At 57.4% G+C, this 19,126-nt stretch carries 27 protein-coding genes, 1 tRNA gene and 1 pseudogene; 21 read left to right on the top strand and 8 right to left on the bottom strand.

What is annotated here, in order from left to right; translation table 11 throughout:
• Positions 1-131: 131 nt before the first annotated feature.
• Positions 132-353: a helix-turn-helix transcriptional regulator gene (locus ACZ9IL_RS04370; protein WP_476002404.1), complete on the bottom strand. Its 222-nt coding sequence runs from the start codon at positions 351-353 to the stop codon at positions 132-134.
• Positions 354-594: 241 nt separating this feature from the next.
• Here ACZ9IL_RS04370 and ACZ9IL_RS04365 point away from each other — a divergent pair, with 241 nt between their 5' ends.
• Positions 595-2,082: a DUF3987 domain-containing protein gene (locus ACZ9IL_RS04365; protein ID WP_476002403.1), complete on the top strand. Its 1,488-nt coding sequence runs from the start codon at positions 595-597 to the stop codon at positions 2,080-2,082.
• 148 nt (positions 2,083-2,230) lie between these two features.
• Positions 2,231-3,174: pseudogene (locus tag ACZ9IL_RS04360) on the top strand (DUF932 domain-containing protein).
• Between the two features lie 155 nt (positions 3,175-3,329).
• Here ACZ9IL_RS04360 and ACZ9IL_RS04355 read toward each other — a convergent pair.
• The gene (locus ACZ9IL_RS04355; RefSeq protein ID WP_456496639.1) at positions 3,330-3,677 is read right to left on the bottom strand and encodes a helix-turn-helix domain-containing protein; all 348 of its coding nucleotides are present in this window, start codon (positions 3,675-3,677) and stop codon (positions 3,330-3,332) included.
• Positions 3,678-3,901: 224 nt separating this feature from the next.
• Here ACZ9IL_RS04355 and ACZ9IL_RS04350 point away from each other — a divergent pair, with 224 nt between their 5' ends.
• The 7 genes from ACZ9IL_RS04350 to radC all read left to right on the top strand — a co-directional run bounded on the left by ACZ9IL_RS04350 (position 3,902) and on the right by radC (position 7,353).
• Positions 3,902-4,711: a hypothetical protein gene (locus ACZ9IL_RS04350; protein WP_476002402.1), complete on the top strand. Its 810-nt coding sequence runs from the start codon at positions 3,902-3,904 to the stop codon at positions 4,709-4,711.
• A gap of 73 nt (positions 4,712-4,784) precedes the next feature.
• Entirely contained in the window at positions 4,785-5,120 is a 336-nt protein-coding gene (locus ACZ9IL_RS04345) for a hypothetical protein (protein WP_476002401.1), read from the top strand.
• 134 nt (positions 5,121-5,254) lie between these two features.
• Positions 5,255-5,599, top strand: coding sequence for a YkvA family protein (locus tag ACZ9IL_RS04340; protein ID WP_476002400.1), 345 nt, complete (start codon positions 5,255-5,257; stop codon positions 5,597-5,599).
• A gap of 25 nt (positions 5,600-5,624) precedes the next feature.
• Positions 5,625-6,050 (top strand): DUF2787 family protein, encoded by a 426-nt coding sequence (locus ACZ9IL_RS04335; RefSeq protein ID WP_476002399.1) that lies wholly within the window; start codon positions 5,625-5,627, stop codon positions 6,048-6,050.
• A gap of 10 nt (positions 6,051-6,060) precedes the next feature.
• Positions 6,061-6,489, top strand: coding sequence for a hypothetical protein (locus ACZ9IL_RS04330; protein WP_476002398.1), 429 nt, complete (start codon positions 6,061-6,063; stop codon positions 6,487-6,489).
• Positions 6,464-6,766, top strand: coding sequence for a hypothetical protein (locus ACZ9IL_RS04325; RefSeq protein WP_476002397.1), 303 nt, complete (start codon positions 6,464-6,466; stop codon positions 6,764-6,766). The genes ACZ9IL_RS04330 and ACZ9IL_RS04325 overlap by 26 nt, the downstream gene beginning before the upstream one ends.
• A gap of 89 nt (positions 6,767-6,855) precedes the next feature.
• A complete protein-coding gene (gene radC / locus ACZ9IL_RS04320) occupies positions 6,856-7,353 on the top strand; it encodes a RadC family protein (RefSeq protein ID WP_476002396.1) in 498 nt (165 codons plus the stop codon).
• Here the strand turns inward: radC and ACZ9IL_RS04315 are convergent.
• The gene (locus ACZ9IL_RS04315) at positions 7,344-7,526 is read right to left on the bottom strand and encodes a hypothetical protein (protein WP_476002395.1); all 183 of its coding nucleotides are present in this window, start codon (positions 7,524-7,526) and stop codon (positions 7,344-7,346) included. The genes radC and ACZ9IL_RS04315 overlap by 10 nt on opposite strands.
• Before the next feature lie 74 nt (positions 7,527-7,600).
• Between ACZ9IL_RS04315 and ACZ9IL_RS04310 the strand changes: the two genes are divergently transcribed.
• The 9 genes from ACZ9IL_RS04310 (at position 7,601) to ACZ9IL_RS04270 (ending at position 11,258) form a co-directional block, all read left to right on the top strand.
• Complete coding sequence (locus tag ACZ9IL_RS04310) at positions 7,601-7,933, top strand: hypothetical protein (RefSeq protein WP_476002394.1); 333 nt, start codon at positions 7,601-7,603, stop codon at positions 7,931-7,933.
• A gap of 73 nt (positions 7,934-8,006) precedes the next feature.
• The gene (locus ACZ9IL_RS04305) at positions 8,007-8,513 is read left to right on the top strand and encodes a hypothetical protein (RefSeq protein WP_476002393.1); all 507 of its coding nucleotides are present in this window, start codon (positions 8,007-8,009) and stop codon (positions 8,511-8,513) included.
• Entirely contained in the window at positions 8,513-8,728 is a 216-nt protein-coding gene (locus ACZ9IL_RS04300) for a hypothetical protein (protein WP_476002392.1), read from the top strand. Before ACZ9IL_RS04305 ends, ACZ9IL_RS04300 begins: the two co-directional genes overlap by 1 nt.
• Complete coding sequence (locus tag ACZ9IL_RS04295; RefSeq protein WP_113738899.1) at positions 8,725-9,087, top strand: hypothetical protein; 363 nt, start codon at positions 8,725-8,727, stop codon at positions 9,085-9,087. The genes ACZ9IL_RS04300 and ACZ9IL_RS04295 overlap by 4 nt, the downstream gene beginning before the upstream one ends.
• 79 nt (positions 9,088-9,166) lie before the next feature.
• Positions 9,167-9,709 carry a hypothetical protein gene (locus ACZ9IL_RS04290; protein WP_476002391.1) on the top strand — a complete coding sequence of 181 codons (543 nt, stop codon included), beginning with the start codon at positions 9,167-9,169 and terminating at the stop codon, positions 9,707-9,709.
• A gap of 1 nt (position 9,710) precedes the next feature.
• Positions 9,711-10,085 (top strand): hypothetical protein, encoded by a 375-nt coding sequence (locus tag ACZ9IL_RS04285; RefSeq protein WP_476002390.1) that lies wholly within the window; start codon positions 9,711-9,713, stop codon positions 10,083-10,085.
• On the top strand, positions 10,082-10,210 hold the full coding sequence (locus tag ACZ9IL_RS04280; protein WP_476002389.1) for a hypothetical protein: 129 nt from the start codon (positions 10,082-10,084) through the stop codon (positions 10,208-10,210). Before ACZ9IL_RS04285 ends, ACZ9IL_RS04280 begins: the two co-directional genes overlap by 4 nt.
• Positions 10,211-10,518: 308 nt before the next feature.
• The gene (locus tag ACZ9IL_RS04275; protein ID WP_476002388.1) at positions 10,519-10,833 is read left to right on the top strand and encodes a hypothetical protein; all 315 of its coding nucleotides are present in this window, start codon (positions 10,519-10,521) and stop codon (positions 10,831-10,833) included.
• A 2-nt stretch (positions 10,834-10,835) separates the two neighbouring features.
• On the top strand, positions 10,836-11,258 hold the full coding sequence (locus tag ACZ9IL_RS04270; protein ID WP_476002387.1) for a type IV toxin-antitoxin system YeeU family antitoxin: 423 nt from the start codon (positions 10,836-10,838) through the stop codon (positions 11,256-11,258).
• 161 nt (positions 11,259-11,419) lie between these two features.
• On the opposite strand, the gene ACZ9IL_RS04265 is transcribed toward ACZ9IL_RS04270, so the two are convergent.
• A tRNA-Ser gene (locus tag ACZ9IL_RS04265) sits at positions 11,420-11,507 on the bottom strand.
• 184 nt (positions 11,508-11,691) lie between these two features.
• Between ACZ9IL_RS04265 and ACZ9IL_RS04260 the strand changes: the two genes are divergently transcribed.
• The 3 genes from ACZ9IL_RS04260 to ACZ9IL_RS04250 all read left to right on the top strand — a co-directional run bounded on the left by ACZ9IL_RS04260 (position 11,692) and on the right by ACZ9IL_RS04250 (position 15,143).
• The gene (locus ACZ9IL_RS04260; protein WP_241343815.1) at positions 11,692-12,348 is read left to right on the top strand and encodes a Bax inhibitor-1/YccA family protein; all 657 of its coding nucleotides are present in this window, start codon (positions 11,692-11,694) and stop codon (positions 12,346-12,348) included.
• A 261-nt stretch (positions 12,349-12,609) separates the two neighbouring features.
• A complete protein-coding gene (gene yccS / locus ACZ9IL_RS04255; protein ID WP_476002386.1) occupies positions 12,610-14,766 on the top strand; it encodes a YccS family putative transporter in 2,157 nt (718 codons plus the stop codon).
• Positions 14,767-14,786: 20 nt separating this feature from the next.
• Positions 14,787-15,143, top strand: coding sequence for a TusE/DsrC/DsvC family sulfur relay protein (locus ACZ9IL_RS04250; RefSeq protein ID WP_476002385.1), 357 nt, complete (start codon positions 14,787-14,789; stop codon positions 15,141-15,143).
• Positions 15,144-15,245: 102 nt separating this feature from the next.
• Here ACZ9IL_RS04250 and dedD read toward each other — a convergent pair whose 3' ends face one another.
• From dedD to truA, 4 genes are all read right to left on the bottom strand, one after another.
• Positions 15,246-16,007, bottom strand: a complete 762-nt coding sequence (gene dedD, locus ACZ9IL_RS04245) for a cell division protein DedD (RefSeq protein WP_476002384.1) — start codon at positions 16,005-16,007, stop codon at positions 15,246-15,248.
• Between the two features lie 69 nt (positions 16,008-16,076).
• Positions 16,077-17,330: a bifunctional tetrahydrofolate synthase/dihydrofolate synthase gene (gene folC, locus ACZ9IL_RS04240; RefSeq protein WP_476002383.1), complete on the bottom strand. Its 1,254-nt coding sequence runs from the start codon at positions 17,328-17,330 to the stop codon at positions 16,077-16,079.
• Positions 17,331-17,332: 2 nt separating this feature from the next.
• The gene (accD, locus tag ACZ9IL_RS04235; RefSeq protein ID WP_476002382.1) at positions 17,333-18,196 is read right to left on the bottom strand and encodes an acetyl-CoA carboxylase, carboxyltransferase subunit beta; all 864 of its coding nucleotides are present in this window, start codon (positions 18,194-18,196) and stop codon (positions 17,333-17,335) included.
• A 118-nt stretch (positions 18,197-18,314) separates the two neighbouring features.
• The gene (truA, locus tag ACZ9IL_RS04230) at positions 18,315-19,124 is read right to left on the bottom strand and encodes a tRNA pseudouridine(38-40) synthase TruA (RefSeq protein ID WP_476002381.1); all 810 of its coding nucleotides are present in this window, start codon (positions 19,122-19,124) and stop codon (positions 18,315-18,317) included.
• Between the last annotated feature and the right edge of the window lie 2 nt (positions 19,125-19,126).

The raw sequence follows: 19,126 nt of genomic DNA, 5'->3' as shown, positions 1-19,126 counted from the left end.
TACCGGCATTGACCACAACTTTAATTTTCGGCATCTACCGTGTTTTTTAGATTTAAGAAACCGACAATACCATGTATTTACTTCCGCCTGATGAAAGGATTTACTCTGAAGTTATACAGTTCAACATCTCGTTATTCAGGCGTAACGTCAAAGCGGGATAAAATCCAATCATCTACCTCACTCTCCAACCAGCCTACGCTGTTGAGACCTATCTTTACCCTTTTGGGGAACGTGGGGTCATGGCGGGGAGAGCGTTCACTCATCCAGTCATACAGCGTACTACGTGCAATATTGAGCTTGAACAGCATGTCCTTCAGACGAAGCACACGAACAGGTTTATTATGGGCATTCATGATACCAGACTCCTGATAGAAAGAGAGATAACGCCAGGCGAACTCAACCGCCGACAAGAACCCACTCAGGACTCAGTTCAGGTGAAACTATCGAATCATGGTCTGTTCTCATATCAGTAGCCCATGATGTATTTTTTGACATTCATCACAGAGAAACGCGGATTTTGACCCTGTCTGTCACATTTTCCAGCTAATTATTAGCGCATTCTGTGGATGTGTATGACGTACCTTGGAGCCGATGATGCAAAATCCCCCCTTATCCCCACCTTTCCACATAGCCAGCCAGATGTGCCGTTTCTTGCCTTTACCCCTACAACATGTCGTCACCGAGCTACGCCTGCTCACCCAGGCACATGATGACATCATCATCAACAGCATGCTCAATGCCATGGCCGTTGCGGTACAAGCCTCAACCGATATTCTTCACCCTTTTACCCATAAACCTATTCCCCTCTCACTTTATTGCATCACAGTGGCTGAATCCGGGGCCCGAAAAAGCACGGTAGAAAGCCTCTTAATGGCGCCATTCAGACGTTTCGAACAACTCCAGGAAGATGATGGTAAAAAACGTAGGAGACGCTATGAAGATGAAATTGATATTTATGACATTCGGCTGAAGGTACTCAAGGCTAAATTAAAAAAGGCGATTGCCAACCAGAATAAAGAGGAGGAAGTCAAGAGCGGGGCCGAACTTAAACTACATAAAGAAAACAAGCCCATTGTAGAGCCAACACCACGAATACTCGTCAGTGACATCACGCAATCAGCATTGCAAAAGGCATTGAGTGCATCATGGAACGCCTTGTGCCTCAATACCGATGAGGCCGGTAAAATCCTCAATGGCAAGGATTTCTCAATGCCCAGTTTCTACAATGGACTCTGGGATGCAACACCATTTTCCATTGAGCGAGTAGCAACGGGGCGCAGCCAGATTTCTAACTACCGCTTCAGTATGAACTTGATGCTACAGCCTTCCACTTTTGCTAAGTACATTCGCATTCATGGTGAGCAAGCCAAGGAGAGTGGCTTTTTTGCACGCTGCTTATTTGCCTTTTCACAACCATCACTTACCATTCAGCAACCTGTTGTTAATAAGGTGCCGACGCCACACCTTGATAACTTTATTGCTCGTATCACCACGCTATTGGACTCCGCTTATGAGCAGTTTCTGTGTGGCCAACTTCATGAGCGTAGAGTATTAGAACTACAAGATACTGCCAGAATATCAACATTGGAACATGCCAAAGAGGCCTACCGCATTCAATTAAGTACGAATGACAACCCCCACAATCCTCAATTCATTCAGCGCGCAATAGAACATGCGTTAAGGCTGGCCGGGGTAATACATGCTTTCTTAGAGGAAGATGAAAATGACGTTGTCGACGATAGTTTTATTTCCTCCGCATGTCAGATAATGCAGGAATATTCCAATAGGTACCAACAAGCCGTGGATTACCACGAAATAACAGAGCCACTTATTCAAGCATTACTGACCTTTATTCAACAACACACTCATTATCATTCATCCCTCAACCTCCATGCCACCAGCAAAACGCTGTTGCTGCAAAAAGGCCCCTCAAAGTTACGTAAAAAAGAGCAACTCGATGTTGCACTGGCGATTCTGGAGTTGCGAAGCGCCATTCAAATAAAACGAGTATCCAATGGCACCTACATTATCCCATCCATTATACCGAAAACCTCTCTGCTTCCTGGGATGCGACATATCTAACTCATTATCGACGTAGTTAGACTGAGCGCATTGATATCATCATGCGCTCCATTCTCTGTTTAGAATCCATTTCAACTATATTTCACACCTATATCATCTCCATGAGTTAGCGGGCTGATACCTGCGTTTCACTGTTCCTGGAGGATTTATGGCTCATCTGATTGATACCATGGCCTACACCGGCCAAACGCCCTGGCATGGCCTCGGTAATACACTGTCCCCACAGCAATCCCTCGATATCTGGTTGCAAGCAGCCGGGATGGATTGGACCATCGAGCAGAGCGACGTCATGTTTAACGTCGCCTCCGACGCCCTGCATATCCGCTCCTACAGCGACAGCAAGGTGCTCTACCGCTCCGATACCCTCGCTCCCCTTTCGGTGGTTTCCCGTCGCTACAACGTGGTACAGCCCCACGAGGTGTTGCACTTCTATCAAGATTTGGTACAAGCCAGCGGCTTTGAATTGGAGACCGCCGGTTCACTCAAAGGCGGTCGCAAGCGGTGGGCACTGGCCAAAACGGGTCAAGATATGAAATTGAAAGGTGGAGAAAGGGTGAAATCATACCTGCTGCTCGCCACCAGTTGTGATGGTACGCTGTGCACCACGGCACAATTTACCTCGCTACGAGTCGTCTGTAATAACACTCTACAAATAGCGCTACGGAATAATACTGGGGCGGTCAAGGTTCCCAATTCAATGCTGCTGCCGTCAAAGAGGCATTGGGCCTTGGTATGGCAAATTGGGATCGTTTCCAACAAGAGATGACATCGTTGAGCAATCGTCCGGTATCACCAGTGAAAGCCCTTAATTTCTTCGGTGAGCTACTCAATGATCCGGCTGGCGATGATGAGAATATTATTCTCAGCCGTCCCGCCCAAAAACTGCACGAGCTGTATATGGGCGCGGGCATGGGCTCAGAACTTGCCAGCTCCCGCAATACCGCCTGGGGGCTGGTCAATGCGGTTACCGAATACATTGACCATCACCGTCGCGCTCGCAGTCAAGATCATCGGCTCGACTCCGCCTGGTTCGGTCAAGGAGTCCAACTCAAATCCCAAGCTTTGAGTCAGACACTCACCCTGCTGCAGTAATCGCCCTTCCCCCTTCAAACCGCATAATAACCTCACCCGGACTGGCGCAAGCCAATCCGGGCAAGGGGCGTTTTATGCTGCTCGTAAGGAGCCGCCATGAAAGCAAGAGAAAAATCTGGCCAGGTCTTGCGACTGCTTCCCTTCCTCTTCCTGAGTCAGGGCTTGGACAAGCGCTCAACCAGCCGGTCGAACGTCTCGATAAGCAAAGCCCGGTCGGCACTGTCCAATCGGGCGAGTTTCTGGCTAAGAACGATGCCTTGCTCGGTCGGGCGCGGACTCGTCTCCCGCAGGAAGTCAGCCAGTTCGCAGTCAAATCGCTGGGCTAATTCAGCAAGACGGGCGACGGTCGGCACCACGATGCCACGCTCCATGCGTGACACTGCCTCCATGCCGATACCCAGATGTTCCGCCACTGCCTCTTGAGTCAGCCCGCAATGCTGGCGCTGGCGGGCAATTGCCTTGCCCACTGACACTGCCAGCTCTTTCATGTTGATGTCTGTCATAACTCCTCCATTCGACTCATATGGTCGAAGGAAGACGCATTGACATGAAGGACTCAGAGGGTAGAGTCACAACCCAAAGGGTTGCCTATGGACGTAGTGAGAGGTCAATACGCAAACTCCGCCAACCTGTGCGTCCTGTGCTCTTTTATGTGTCTACCCATTTTCACGTCCTCTCCATGCCATCACCCGCTTGGAGCAGACTAAGAATTTTTTCAAGGAGGAGAATGATGAGACGTTACTTAATCGCCCCGTTACTGCTAATAAGCACTACAGCATGTGCTGTTGGCGAACCCGGTCGCTGGAGCACGGGATGGGGCCAAGGCGTGACCGAATACATGGCGACGGTCGATGAGCAGAACTCTTTGTACATTGGCTGTGGTGATGCCAAGAAAGTCTTCATGATGGTGACGATTCAAGGGAAAGAGTATGTCCCTGAACAGCACATCTATGACCCTGACGACAAACATGCCTTTGCCCTCATCGTCGACGGACAGCGCTATGACACCCCATATCTGACCGAGTCCAACGTAGGAGAGCAGAACTTTTATGACCTGTGGGATAAATTGCGCAGTGCAAAAAGTATCACTGTCGAGACAGCGGATAAACAGCAGCTCACGTTACCGACGCAGGATGCTGCCGCTATCCTGCCCTCAACCAAGACGGCTGAATTTGGTTGCCTGATGTGGGATGAAAGTGAAGAACCTGCACCGGCAGCAGCTTCTAATCCTCCCCCTGCCCCAGTGACAACCTCACTCCCTTCGTCAGCATTTGATGTCAGTTGGCGCGTTGAAGATGTCTGGGTCAACCTGCCCGCCAAAGTGCTGCAGGTCGTTTCCCATCACGACAACATCACCATCCAGAGTGCCATTGTCAATCGCGGCAACTGCCGCAGCACCCCACATCAGAAACTACCGCTGACGCTCGGCTTTGGTGGTACTGCCAAATTTATCGTTCCCCAAAATTGCAACATTCTGGAACTACGCCTGCTAACCAACCAAGGGGAAGCCTTATACCAATTTGACGCACAATCCTAGCATCCATTCCCCCCTAGAAATGGGGGAGTAGTTTGAGCACCAACACGGCAAGAGAAGAGGAAAAAAAAATCACATGGAAAAAATTCATTACGACGACTTGGATACTGACAAATTAACAGCGCTCATTAGCAACAGGCTCTCTTTCGAGGTAACGGGTTTATCTGGACGGATGAGTAGCGCTGTCAGCAAAATTGAGAATGCAATTGAGCCTGCTGGATTAAAATGCAGGGTTTACACCAGTGGGCGCATTACCGCCGCAGGCGCAAGCCTCCTCGGCGGCCCTGCCGGGGTAGCCGGTGTCGTCTCTGCCGCCGGTATCGCCGTTCATAACCTCGCCACCTATAACCCGGACTATGAAATAGCCAAACATCTGGTAGATAACACCCTCAGCGTACTCTACAAAAAATAATCATCTCGTGGTCATACTGAGTCCATCACGTAGACGATGGACCGAGTTCTGGCCCCCACTACCGTATCCACCGAGGAGGCAAGTGCCTCCTCTTTTCATTTCTGCAATTCCCCCACCTGTGAAGGAGACGCACTATGCCACCCTGCATTCCCCCCGATAAACCGTTCGACCATAATGGCTTCTGGCACAAGCTCTGGGCGTTTACCAAGCGGGTCGGACGACCCCTTATTGAAGTCTGCTTATTGCTCTACTACACCAGCCAAAAGTCGGATTTACCGGTTTGGGCCAAGCTGCTCATCTACAGCGCCCTGGTCTACTTTATCTCCCCCATCGACGCCGTACCGGACCTGCTGCCATTCGGATTCGCTGACGACTTTGCGGTGCTGAGCGCCACATTAGCCACAGTCAGCGCCTTCATCGACGAACAGGTACGCCAACTCGTTACCCACAAGCTGACCGAACTCTTCGGCGACCGCTGATTATCCCCCATTTCTGGAGACACATATGACCACTCCCTTCTCTCGGGGCGGCTTTGCCCTGCCCGTTGCCCAGACCCTGCTGACGCTGCTCAATCAGGAAGTAGCAAAAAATGAGCTCAATCTTGAGCACCTGACCCAACTTACTTTCAATTTCCGCAATCCCGGCTATAGCGCCGACACCGGTGGCGTACACCCGGTAGAACTCAGGCTTATTCGGGGATTACATGGCTGGGTCTTCGACTACGTCACCGACTTCAGTTACCAGGGGCTCGGCCAGGATGCCGAACTCTGCAAGGAGCTCGATTTCAACCTCTCCTGCGATGAGCACTACCTGCAAGGATGGGGGCCACTGCCCGGTTCGGAAGCACGAGAACTGTTCGATCTGTGGCAGAGCAATTTCATTAGCTACGCCCAGCTGGGGTATTTCACTGTCACGGTGAGCGGGGAGTAGGAGGTAAGTGATGACTGACGAACTGCCGCTCTCCCACTTCTCACGCCAGTGGCTGGGATTGGTCGCCGCCAAAGCCAAGCTGCAACCGCAGCGCAGCGGTGAGCGCTGGTTGCTCCACCTGACCCCGGATAGTCCACACACCCGCACTGTCACCCTGCAGGTGCGCTGGTCCGGCGCCCAGTGGCAACTGATCTCCCTCACCAATGCCGAGGACTGGCACACCATGAGCCAACCCATCGACGAAATTTGCATTGACCCCAAGCGTCGGTGTTTCTGGCGCTGTCAGACGGGACCGGTTTCTCTCACCGAGCAACCTCGCGTGCTGGCAAGCTTCTTGGCTGACCTGCAGCGTACCTGCACGCATAGTGGCTTTTCCGTGGAGAGTGACCCCTTACCCCAAGAGGAGGCGCAAGATGCCAAAGCAACCGATAGCCGTTGAGCTCGAAGCGATGAATCGGGACGGCGAGATACAAGTGGTCCGTGACAGCGGCCTGACCGTACACGGCTACAGTGTCTACCTGCGAGCAGTGGAAGCCAGCGGGCTTGCCCTAGCCACTTGGGTGGCTGACTACGACACCATAGGACCGGCTTACCAACTGGCTGAACGGCTGAGTATTGCACTTGCTATCCCGCTCACTGCGCTGGTCCTTGAAACGCTGATCCCGGTGAAACGGGAACCCACAGCCAAGGTAGGAGACATCGATAGGCCCAGCTGAACTACCCTCAAAGAGAACCACCAACCTCTCTACCTTTGACCCCGGTATGTCTCGCGCTGCCGGGGTCTTTCTTTTTCTGGAGACCTCACATGCGTTACCACAAACTCAAAGCCGGGGAATGCCCAGGCACCTATGTCGTTACCGAACCGGTGACCGAGCAAGACCTGCTGCGTATCGCCAATCAGATTGCCCGCAAGCGGCTGGCCAAAGGCTCAGCAATCACCAGCACCACAGAGGCCGCCCAGCGACTACAAACCCTGCTGCAGGACCGGGAGCACGAAGTGTTTGGCGCACTGTTCCTTGACTCCCAACATCGTGTACTGGCCTTTGAGGAGCTGTTTCGCGGCACCTTGGACAGCGCCAGCATCTATCCACGGGAAGTGGTCAAAAGGGCCTTGCTGCTGAACAGTGGCGCGCTTATCGCTGTGCATAATCACCCGAGCGGTGACCCTGAGCACAGCCAGTCCGACCGGGTCTTTACCCAGGCCCTCAAAGAGGCATTGGCCCTGGTGGATATCCGCCTGCTCGACCATCTGGTAGTTGGCGCAGAGGGCGTTGTCTCGCTGGCTGAACGAGGTCAACTATGAACCCCATCCCCGGTAAAGCACACCTCACCACCATCGACATCCTCATTGAGCTGCGCGGCTGACTTGCTGATAACGTCGAGATGCAGGCAGAGCCCGCTATCGTCGCTCACCTGCCGAGCGGCTACCCGCTCACCCAGGCCGACCGCATAGGGGCAATTGATGCACTGCTGCATCAGCTACGCCATTAGCCCACCTAAGAAGGGACAACACGATGCGATTACCTAACCCCTATTCCCTGGAGAAAACCTTGGCCAAGCTGCGCCATGGCCTGACAGCCGCCAGCAACCAAGGGGCCTTGGCGTTGTTGGAGCAAGCAGTCACCAAGGCTCGTGATGACCCGGTTTATGCCAGGCAGCTTGAAGAGACCTTGCTGCACGGTTCTACCGTTGAGATACGCGAGTGTCTCAGTTGCTTTGGCGACTACTTTGAGCGCTCCCGAGACGCACCGCCCTATTACCCGCACCACGATGCCGTCAATGGCATTGATTCCACACTCTACGCCATCCTGTTCGATGCGGCTCACCCAGACGCAGAGCCCGCCAACATCCCCAAACCCGGATCATCTGGTCCAACACCATGATCTGGATATCCCGACACAACCCACAGGGCCACCTCACTGCAGGTGGCCTTGTTCATTTCAAGGAGTCATCCCCATGTCTGCTTTCATGATCGATCGCCAGGACTACCTGGCCTTTGCCGTGCAGTTGCATCGCTTTTGCAATGCACAGATGCCACCGCACTACACCCTTGAGTTGCTGCGCACCCTCTGGTGGATACCGCCAGCAGACACGACCAGTACCTGGACGTGGCGGGTTGACCGGTTAGCACGGCTGATGATGCTCGCCAACCGCCGTGCAGTCTGGCATCGCTATCAGTTGGGGCGTCAGCAGGACCACAAGGAACCACGTCAGCACCGCTCGACCAAGCTGAGTCCACTTAAACCTGCTCACCGTTACCACCAGACACCACTCACCGATGCCGAACTGATGGCCCTCTACAAATTCACCTGCTGCGCCCTGTACCAGTCGAGCGAATGGAGCGGGAGCCCTGAGCAGGCTCCCCGGCTGGTGAAGGTGATACAGCAGTTGCAACAGGCTCTCGCACAAGACGTGCTGACCCGGCTGTCACTGTGGGAGCAAGCACCTTGGGGGGAGATGTGATGAACCTTTCCATCACTCTGAAGATGACGAGTTCACATCCGAGCTCAACCGCCCAGATAGCCCAACGCATCGCCGATGACATGGCACTCCTGCATCAGCATCTCGGGGATGGAGTCAGTGATGAACTGGGCATCAGTATCAGTTATCTGGTCGAACAGTTTGCGCTGCTGGCAGCGGCTTACCGTGCACCAGCAGAAAGGGAGAAACACCCATGATTGAGTTCAATGACAGCTTTAGCCAGGCCGCCGTAGCGGAGGCCATGTGTGCTCACTCAGGGCTTGCCAAGCTCATCAGTCAGCAATTGATGCTGCCGGGCTTTGCCTATGCCCACGATGTAGAGGGGCGGCGTATTGGTGGCCCGCTGGTGGCCCCCAACCCGGTGCTGCACAAAACCTCGCTCTTTGTCAGTCCACGGGATATGCGTGAGCACCTGCCACGAGAGATTAACTTCGCCCGCTTTCGCTGCGCCTGTAATGCAGCGGGTCAGCCGGTTGGTGAGTGGCAACGGGTAATTGTCGGGGCCTACGTCAACCACGGTAGTAATGACAAGCCGGATTGGAGTAGTCACACCTGAGCCACGGCCACCAGCACACACAAGACCTCTAACAGACCCTCACGCCGAGGGGCTGTTTGCATTTGAAGGAAGCCCAACCATGCATGACTTACGTGATTACAAAACTCTATCCACCCGGCAGATAACCGCCGCTATTGGTCAGCTCCACCACAACACCGCGCCGAAGATAATGAGCCACCTGGCATTACGGGCTAAGCAGCCACTCCCGTTCGGTAATGGCCGCAGCCGAACCAAGGCCCTCACACTCCTGCGCCGGGTCAAGAAGGCTCTGAAGGTAGGGCGTATCCCGCTTGAGCTCACCGTAACGGGTTGCCGCATCGACCGGGGGAGCCATCAGGCTGACCGTTACTACTACGACCGGACGCTGCTGGCCCAGGGCTGGCAGCAATACGACACCGACCAAGATGCCTGGTATTTCGGAATCTGGATTAACACGGAGAAGCTGGAGACCTTTACCTACGCCGAGGGGGATACCAACCATGTGATTGCACCGAACCTCGACGCGTTTCGTGCCGAGCTGGCGCGGATATACCAGTACCACCCGCAAGCCCCGGCGTTTATCAGCATCGACCCGGAGGCGGGCGTTGTGACCCACCATTTTGTAACCAAACCGGAGGTGTGAGATGGCGAAAAACATCACCATCAAGGTACCTGGCAAACACCCGCAAACTAGCGAGCTCACCACCTTCGAACTCAAGGGCCAGCGCATGGATATCGACATCGGCGGCCAAGCAGTGCCTTTCCTCATTCACGGAAAGGGCATCGGTACCTCGCTCACCCACATCCCGAGTGGCTACCGCATCGCCCTGCTCGGTGGCTGGCTCACCGCGCGTTACGCAATACCTGAGAATAAGCCCAGCAGAGCGGCCTGCGCCCAGATGGCCATAGACCGACTGGTAGCCCAGTACGGCTCGCTACACCTGCTGGACCGACTCAATTGCAAGCCTGTTATCAATCAACAATACGCACCGCCCAGACAACAAGGAACGATACGATGACCCCTCTCCTCCCCACAACACCCGCCCTACAGGTCGGCTATACGGTGATGAAAATGCTGGATGTCGCCATGAGCACCATCGTGGGCGATTACGATGACGCAGACCAGGTACCTGAATGGCAATGAGTCAAGCGTATGGCCTCCCATGAACATGTCGGCGTGAAGGATGGCTCCGCCTACGAATATATGTTGAACCTGGCCTTGGAGCTCGATGCCTACCCGCCAACGCTACAGCCCTTGCTCGCAGCCGCAACGCAGGCTGGGGTGAGCTACATCTGTTTTACAACGACTAGCCACTGCGCCTGTCACTGCGGCCCGGCAGCTTTCTGCAGCCTCGGCACCAACAGCCACGACCACCTAACCTCGCTCATCCACAAACAGCATAAAGGCCAGCCCTCACAGGCTGGCCCTTGGCATCATTGGAGTCACCGAACATGACCCGTCTTATCACCGGGCTCGAGGTGCATCACTATGCCCCCGAACTCAACAAACTGCATCTGCGCAACCGCCAGACGTTATCCGCCCCCGGCATCACCTCCATCAAAGAGGCCAAAGCCCGCCTGTTTGGCCGATGGCATCCAAGGCATCAGGTGACCATCACCGTGCGCCATCCCGACTACATCAATCTCTCCCGGCTCTACCGGGGGCGACTGGTCAACCTAGCCGAGCTTCCAGAGCATCTAACCAGACTACGCCAGCGCCACAACGTGCCCGGCACCCGCATCGACATTCAACTTAGGTATCGTTAATCATGACCACGACGACTAGCAACACCCATGGCCAACAACCTGAAGCACCATACCAGCCTACCCGGATCTTTGCGCAGTGGGGCTTGCCCCATACCGTTACACCACGCTTTGGGGCTCGTCTCATTCAGGAGCATCATCGGCTGCACTTTCTGTCAGACCGAGCCTCATTGATTGGCGAATGGAAGGAGGTGGCGATCGATCGGCTTGAAGCTGCCTTCCCGACCATCATCAAGGAACTGGAGGGCAGACTGCTGACCAGTGAGCTCGATGCCCGACGCCAGCAGCGTACCACCCTCCAGCACGACTGGTTCACCTGTGAAGCCGATAGCCTTGGTAGTCACGGCTATGTCTACATAGCGATTTATCCTGCGATGGGAGAGGGAGCCACACACAGCGCCAAGGGGCAACAAAGGACTCGAATGTAGCAACGCGCCTTGCATCATCCGTGGGTAGCGCATCGGCGAGACAGTCCAAAACGATTCAACGAGATAGCACTACAGCCAACATCAAATGGCATACCCAGTGGCACACCAAAAATCGCAGAAACAAAAAAGCCCAACCGAATCAATCAGTTGGGCTATATATATGGCGGAGGAGGTGGGATTTGAACCCACGGATGGTCGCCCATCGCCGGTTTTCAAGACCGGTGCATTCAGCCGCTCTGCCACCCCTCCGAACGGCGGGCATACTACGTCAAGCCCTTGTTCATATGCAATACATATTTGTTCTGGAACAATAGGGTACAACTGGTTGGAGGGCCGCTTGAAATCAGCGCTCGTCATCCTTACATTCAGTGCATACAATGCGTTAACGAAGCGGAATGTGCCGCCTCAACCCGGAAATCAAGAGGACATCAAGATGGATACCCGTTCTATCTACACTGGCACCCAGAGTGCCGTGCGTGACACCAACAAGGTGCTGCGCAACACCTATATGCTGCTTTCCCTCACTCTTGGCTTCTCTGCCGTGGTGGCCGGGGTTGCCACCGTGATGAACATGCCGCCCCTGCACTGGGCCGTGTTCCTCATCGGCGTATACGGGTTGATGTTCCTGACCCAGAAGAACCGCGATAACGGCATGGGGCTGGTGTTCACCTTCGCCCTGACCGGTCTGCTCGGCTACAGCCTGGGCCCCATCATCAACATGTACATGAACAATGGTGGTGGCGAGATTGTGATGACCGCCCTCGGCGGCACCGCGCTGACCTTCTTCGGTCTGTCGGCCTATGCCCTGACCACCAAGCGTGACCTCTCCTTCATCGGCGGCATGCTGTTTGTCGGGTTCTGGGTACTGCTGGTGGCCATGGTTGCCAACATCTTCCTGCAGATGAGTGCCCTGAGCCTGGCGCTGTCCGCCATGTTCATGCTGTTCTCCTCCGGTGCCATCTTGCTGACCACCCAGCAGATCATCCGGGGCGGCGAGACCAACTACATCTCCGCGACCGTGACCTTGTATGTCTCCATCTACAACATCTTCCTGAGTCTGCTGAGCCTGCTCGGTGGCAACCGCAACTAAGCGTTGCCTCTGATGAAGAAAACCCCGCTACGGCGGGGTTTTTATTGGCCGCTCACCCTGCTAGGGTGGAGGCGACCCGGTGTGCAACCTGATGCATGAACACCGGGGCCCTGATTTGGATCAGGGCTCTTTCGTGACCGACAGAGTATCCTTTCGCTTTCGATTCGCTCAAGGGTTGTGCCTATACCATGCCCATGGTTTTCTCCGCTCTGCTGACCGACCGTCAGATGATGTTCACTTCGCTCAAGGATGGTATCTAGCATGCCCATGGATTTCTCCGGCCTGCTGCGCCGTCTGTTGTCTGACAGTCACATCTATTTTGCCCTCAAGGTACTGCTGGCCATTGTCGGATTGCTGGCCTTCGCCCTGGTGCAAGGGGACATCCAGCTCACCGTGCTGCTCTCCCTCGGGGTAGTGGCGGGGGCCATCGCCGAGACCGATGACAGCCTCTGGGGCCGGGTCAAGAACCTCGCCATGACGCTGGTCTGCTTTCTGTTCGCCTCTCTGTGCGTGCAGTACCTCTTCCCGACCCCCTGGCTGTTCGTCCTGGGGCTCGCCGGCTCGACCTTCCTCTTCGTGATGGTGGGGGCGCTCGGCCAGCGCTACGCCACCATCAGCTTCGGCGCCCTGCTCATCGCCATCTATACGATGCTGGGGGCCGCCAACGCACCGGATCTGTTCTACCAGCCGCTGGCGCTCGGCGCCGGCGCCCTCTGGTACGGGCTGGTCTCCCTCGTCTGGCTCTGGCTGCTGCCCTACAAAACCCTGCACGAGCAGCTCGCCCAGAGCTACTTCGCCCTGTCTCGCTACCTGCTGGAAAAATCCCGCTTCTTCCCGGCCGACGAGCACGGCGCCCAGGCCATTCGCCACAACCTGGCCCAGCTCAACATCAATCTGGTCAACGCTCTCAACCTGACCAAGACGGCACTCAACGCCCGCCTCAGCACCCGTCACAAGGCGACACCCGAGCTCGCCAGCCTGCTGCGACTCTATCTGCTGGCGCTGGAGATCCAGGAGCGCGCCACCTCCAGCCACTACCCCTACAGCAAGCTGGAGGCCGAACTCAAGCAGGGCATCGTCCTCGACGGCTTCCAGGAGGTGTTCCTGCAACTCTCCGAAGCCTGCCAGCAGCTGGGCTACGCCATCCTGATCCACAAGCCCTACGTCCACCACAAACGCATCCACTGGACCCTGGAGGCCCTCGGCGATCAGCTGGAGTTCACCCATCTCAAGCAGCACTACCCCAAAACCTTGCTGACGCCGATGAAATTCCTGCGCCGCAATCTGGCCAGCATCAACCAGCTGCTAGGAAGCGCCGAGGAGCTGCAAAACCCGGCCCTCCCCCCCCAGAGCCTGCCCAGCCTGGCAAGGCCTGCGCCCCTGCCGCTGTTGACCCAGCTCAGACAACACCTCACCCCGAACTCCATGGTATTTCGCCACGCCCTGCGCCTCACCCTGGGGTTGGTGGTCGGCTATGGCATCTTGCAGGCCTTCCATCTGGACAAGGGTTACTGGATCCTGCTGACCGTCTTGTTCGTCTGTCAGCCCAGTTACAGCGCCACCCGCCGCCGGCTGGTGCAGCGGATGCTCGGTACCTTCGCCGGCATCCTGATCGGGGTGCCCGTGCTCTGGCTGTTCCCCGAGTTACATCTGCAACTGGGGATCATGGGGCTCGCCGCCTTCCTGTTCTTCACCCAGGTGCGCAGCAACTACAGCGCCGCCGTCTGCTTCATCACCCTCTATGTGCTGATGGCGTTCAACCTGCTGGACGGCATCGGCTTCGCCATCCTGGGGCCGCGCCTGCTCGACACCCTGCTCGGCTGCCTGCTCTCCTACGCCCTGGTGGCCTGGCTGTGGCCGGATTGGCAATACAAGCGGCTGCCCAGCCTCATCGCCAATTCGCTGTCGGCCAACGCCCGCTATCTCTCGGCGGTGCTCGCCAGCCTGCATCGCCAGCGGGATGAATCCCTCGACTACAGAGTCGCCCGCAAGTGTGCCCATCTGGCCGACAGCGAGCTGGCCATGGCCTGGCAGAGCATGCTGGTGGAGCCGAGCAAGCGCCGCCGCTTCCTGAACCTCTGCTTCACCCTCACCTGGCGCAATCACGCCCTGCTCTCCTACATCTCGGCGCTGGGGGCTCATCGCGACAAGCTCGAACCCATCGCCGATCTCGACGAGATCAGCCGCCACATCAGCCATACCCTGGAGAGCGCGGCCGGTCACATGGCGGGGGAAATGCCGGCGCAGCTCGAGGGTCAGTGCCCGCTCATCGCCCCGGACAGCAGCGAGGAGCAGCTGATGCTGACCCAGCAGCTCAACCTCATCAGCCAGCTGGCGGACGAGTTACTCAATCTGGCCAACGAGAGCCGGTTGCTCACGCGGGATCAAGGCGCTACCATGCCCGCCCAATCCCGATAGCCCTTTGCGAGGAGCCCCTTATGTCTGAGTCGCAGTCTGAACATCATCCGTTGGTATTCAATGGTCACACCATCGAGACCGATGCGAAGGGCTATCTGCGTCACATCACGGACTGGAGCGAGGAGTTGGCGCTGGTGCTGGCCGAGCAGGAGGGCATAGTGCTGGAGGAGCCGCACTGGGAGGTGGTGCGCTTCGTGCGGGCATTCTATCTGGAGTTCAACACCTCCCCCGCCATCCGCGCCCTGGTCAAGGCGATGGAGAAGCAGTACGGCCCCGAGAAGGGCAACAGCCGCTATCTCTACAAGTTGTTCCCTGAGGGACCCGCCAAGCAGGCCACCAAGATAGCCGGCCTGCCCAAACCGGTGAAATGCATCTAACAACCGGTTCGAAGTCTTGCTACCCGCCCCAGAGCCGGGGCCAAAAAAATACCGCGCCTATCTGTGAAATGAGGCGCGGTATTTTTTTATCTGCTTGAACCATCAGGGGTTATAAGCCACCACGGATCCGCCGAGCCCGGTCATCTGGCTTATTTTGCTCTGCATGCCCTGCAGCTTGGCCTTGGACACATCCGGTCCGACGAAGACCCGGGTGATCTGGCCCTGCACCGGGGTTCTCGGTGAAGTCTGAGCCGAGTAGCCCGCCGCCCGCAGCTTGCTCACCAGCGCCTTGACACTGTCTGCGTTCTTGAAGGCGCCGAGTTGCAAGATCCAGCTGCCCTGGGCAGGTGCCGCCGCGGCAGGCGCCGGCGTGGTCGGGGTCGTCATCTTGCTCGCGATGAGATCGTCCATGGACTTGATCTGGCCTCCCTGCGGCTTGGTTTCCACCGGTTTCTTCACTTCCACCGGCTTGGGGGGAACCGGTTTTGGCTTGGATTGTTCCACCGGTTTCTTGGCTATCACCTCGGGCTTGGGCTGAGGCTGGATCACGGGCTGCTGTGCCTGGGCCGCGGGTTGATTCTGGTTGGCACCCAGCGTCACGGCTCCCCCGATCTCCTCCACCTGCCACTGATCGGCTGCCGCCGCCTGCTGCTGGCTGGCGACGTGATCCGCCGGCAGGGTGCTGGCGGCCGAGACCTGCAACGCAGGCTTGGCTGGCTCAAGCTCGGGGCGCAGCGGGATGTTGGCAAAGGCCTCGTCCTTTTGCTCCAGCTTGTTGCCGTCCATCAGATCCGGCAGGAAAATGACAACCAGAGCGACCAGAATAACGGTCCCCACCAATCTGTTTTGAAACTTCGAAGCCAAGTTAATACCCACCCATGTTACTTAGACTCAATTGCAATTTTGCAGACATCAATGATGCGAAGAGGCGACTCAGGCACTCGCCGCCAGCACGTCGGCGACAGTGTAAAACGAGCCGAAGACAATGACCATATCCTCAGGACTCGATGCCGCCAGTGCAGCCTGATAAGCCTCGTCGACCGACTCACACTCAGTGGCCGTCCCCTGTTTGCCCAGCGCCGTCGCCAGTTGGGCCGAGGTGGCGGCACGCGGGCCATGAAGGCTGGCAAGATACCAGTCGTCGATCAGGCCATTCAGCTCGGCAAGGGAGCCTGCCATGTCCTTGTCTTTGAGCATGCCCACCACGGCGCGGCGCGCTCCCTTGCAGGGGATGAGCCGCAGCTGACTGGCCAGGTAGGCCGCCGAATGGGGATTGTGGGCCACGTCGACGATGACCAGCGGCTCGCTTTGCAGCCGCTGCATCCGGCCCGCCAGGCGAGCCTCTGCCAGCCCCTGGCGGATGGCGTGCTCCGGCAGCGGCAAGCCAAGGGATTCCAGCGCCGCCAGCACGGTCACCGCGTTCATCAGCGGCAAGGCCGGTTTAGGCAGACTGCGCCAGTGGTGAAGGCCCTGATAATCCCAACCGCCGTCGTGCTCCTGGCTGGCGAAATCAACGCCGACCTGGCGCAATTGCGCCCCGAGGCGCTGCGCTTCGCTGGCGATGGTAGCCGGGGGATTGGGCTCGCCGCTGATGGCGGGTTTGCCGGCGCGATACACTCCGGCCTTCTCCACCGCCACCGCCTCACGGGTATCCCCGAGCCAGTCGCAGTGATCCAGCGCGATGGAGGTGATCATGGCGACATCGGACTCCACCACGTTGGTGGCGTCGAGCCGACCGCCCAGCCCCACTTCCAGCAGCAGCACGTCCGGCGCGGCGCGCCGGAACAGCCACAAGCCCGCCAGGGTCGCAAACTCGAAGAAGGTCAGCGCTATCTCGGCGCGGGCGGCTTCCACTGCGGCGAAGGCGTCGCAGTGCTCGCTGTCCGCCAGCTCGGCGCCATCAACCCTTACCCGCTCGGTGAAACGCAGCAGGTGCGGTGAGGAGTAGACCCCCACCCTGTAACCGGCGGCCATCAGGATACTGGCGGCCATGGCGCAGGAAGAGCCCTTGCCGTTGGTGCCCGCCACCGTGACCACCTTGAACGGCAGCTCGGTGAGGCCCATGCGCCGGGCGACGGCCCCGACCCGATCCAGCCCCATGTCGATGTTGACCGGGTGGATCTGCTCCAAATAAGAAAGCCAGTCGACCAGCGACCGGCTTTGGGATTGTTGCATGTGTGAACTCATGTTCAGTCTTCGATGACCTGGGTGTTCATCAACTTGGCCAGCAGGCCGGCCAGACGATTGCGCATCTCGCGCCGGTCGATGATGAGATCGATGGCACCCTTCTCCAGCAGGAACTCGGAGCGCTGGAAGCCTTCCGGCAGCTTCTCGCGCACGGTTTGCTCGATGACCCGGGGACCGGCGAAGCCGATCAGCGCCTTGGGCTCGCCCACGTTGATGTCACCCAGCATGGCCAGACTGGCGGAGACGCCACCCATGGTGGGGTCGGTCAACACGGAGATGAACGGCAGGCCCGCCTTGGTGAGCCGGTCCAGCGCTGCACTGGTCTTGGCCATCTGCATCAGGGAGAACAGCGCCTCTTGCATCCGCGCCCCACCGGAGGTGGAGAAGCAGACCAGGCCGCGACCTTCCTTGATGCACTCCTCGACGGCGCGCACGAAGCGGGCACCGACCACGGAGGACATGGAGCCACCGATGAAGGAGAACTCGAATGAACAGGCGACGACCGGCACCCCCTTGAGGGTCCCCTTCATCACCACCAGCGCATCTTTTTCTCCCGTCTCTTTCTGAGCGGCAGACAAACGATCCTTGTAGCGCTTGGAATCCTTGAATTTCAAGATGTCCTGCGGCTCCAGCTCGGCCGCGACTTCGCTGCGGCCTTGCTCGTCGAGGAAGCTCTCGAGGCGGGCGCGGGCGCGGATCCGCATATGATGATCACACTTGGGGCACACTTCGAGATTGCGCTCCAGTTCTGCCCGGTAGAGCACCTGTTCGCAAGCGGTACACTTGGTCCACACCCCTTCCGGAATGTTGTGACGACGCGGTGTAGTGATCTTGCTCTTGGGAAGGATCTTCTCAAGCCAGCTCATGGAATTCCTTAATGCTTTTGTGCCTGACAAAACGCATCGTGCCTTGGTAGTTCAATGACTTACGGCGCGATGGCAATAAATGACGGATCATTAAACCACAAATTTTCGGGGCCAGTTACTAAAAACTGGTCGTACCCGGTGCCGAGTCCGGCAGCCAGAGCGGGCCGAGCGGCAACTGCGGCAGGGCGAACTCGGCCGGGTAATCCACGTCCACCAGATAGAGGCCGCCAGCCTTGGCGGTCGGCCCGGCCAGATTGCGATCCTTGGCCGCCAGCACCTCGGCAATCCACTCCACCGGTTTGAGGCCCTGCCCCACCAGCAGCAGGGAGCCGGTGATGTTGCGCACCATGTGGTGCAAGAAGGCGTTGGCACGGATATCCAGCACGATATAGGGCCCCTGCCGGCTGACGCACAGGTGGGTAATGTTGCGCCAGGGGGTGTTGGACTGGCAGGCGATGGCCCTGAAGGTGCTGAAGTCATGCTCCCCGAGCAGGCTCTGGCCCGCCTGGTGCATCAGGGTCGCATCGATGGTCTCGTGGTAGTGGCTGACGCCGCTGCCGAGGATGGCGGGGCGGTAGTTGTGGTTGTAGATGACATAACGGTAGCGACGGGCGGTGGCGCTGAAGCGGGCGTGGAAGTGCTCGTCCACCTGCTTGACCCAGCGCACGGCGATGTCCGGCGGCAGATTGGAGTTTAGTCCCAGGGTCCAGGCCCCTTCGGCGCGGTTCGCGTGGGTATCGAAATGGATCACCTGGCCGGTGGCGTGAACCCCGGCATCGGTGCGACCGGCGCACTGGATGGAGATCGGGTGGTTGGCGATGCGGCTGAGGGCAGTCTCCAGCTCGGCCTGTACGCTGATCACTTCTCGCTGACGCTGCCAGCCGAAATACCGGCTGCCGTCATATTCAATACCTAGGGCAATTCGCATGG

This window comes from Aeromonas sp. TECH754, assembly GCF_056279295.1.
Note: the sequence above shows the minus strand (reverse complement) of the source record. Positions and strands in the feature narration are given on the sequence as shown.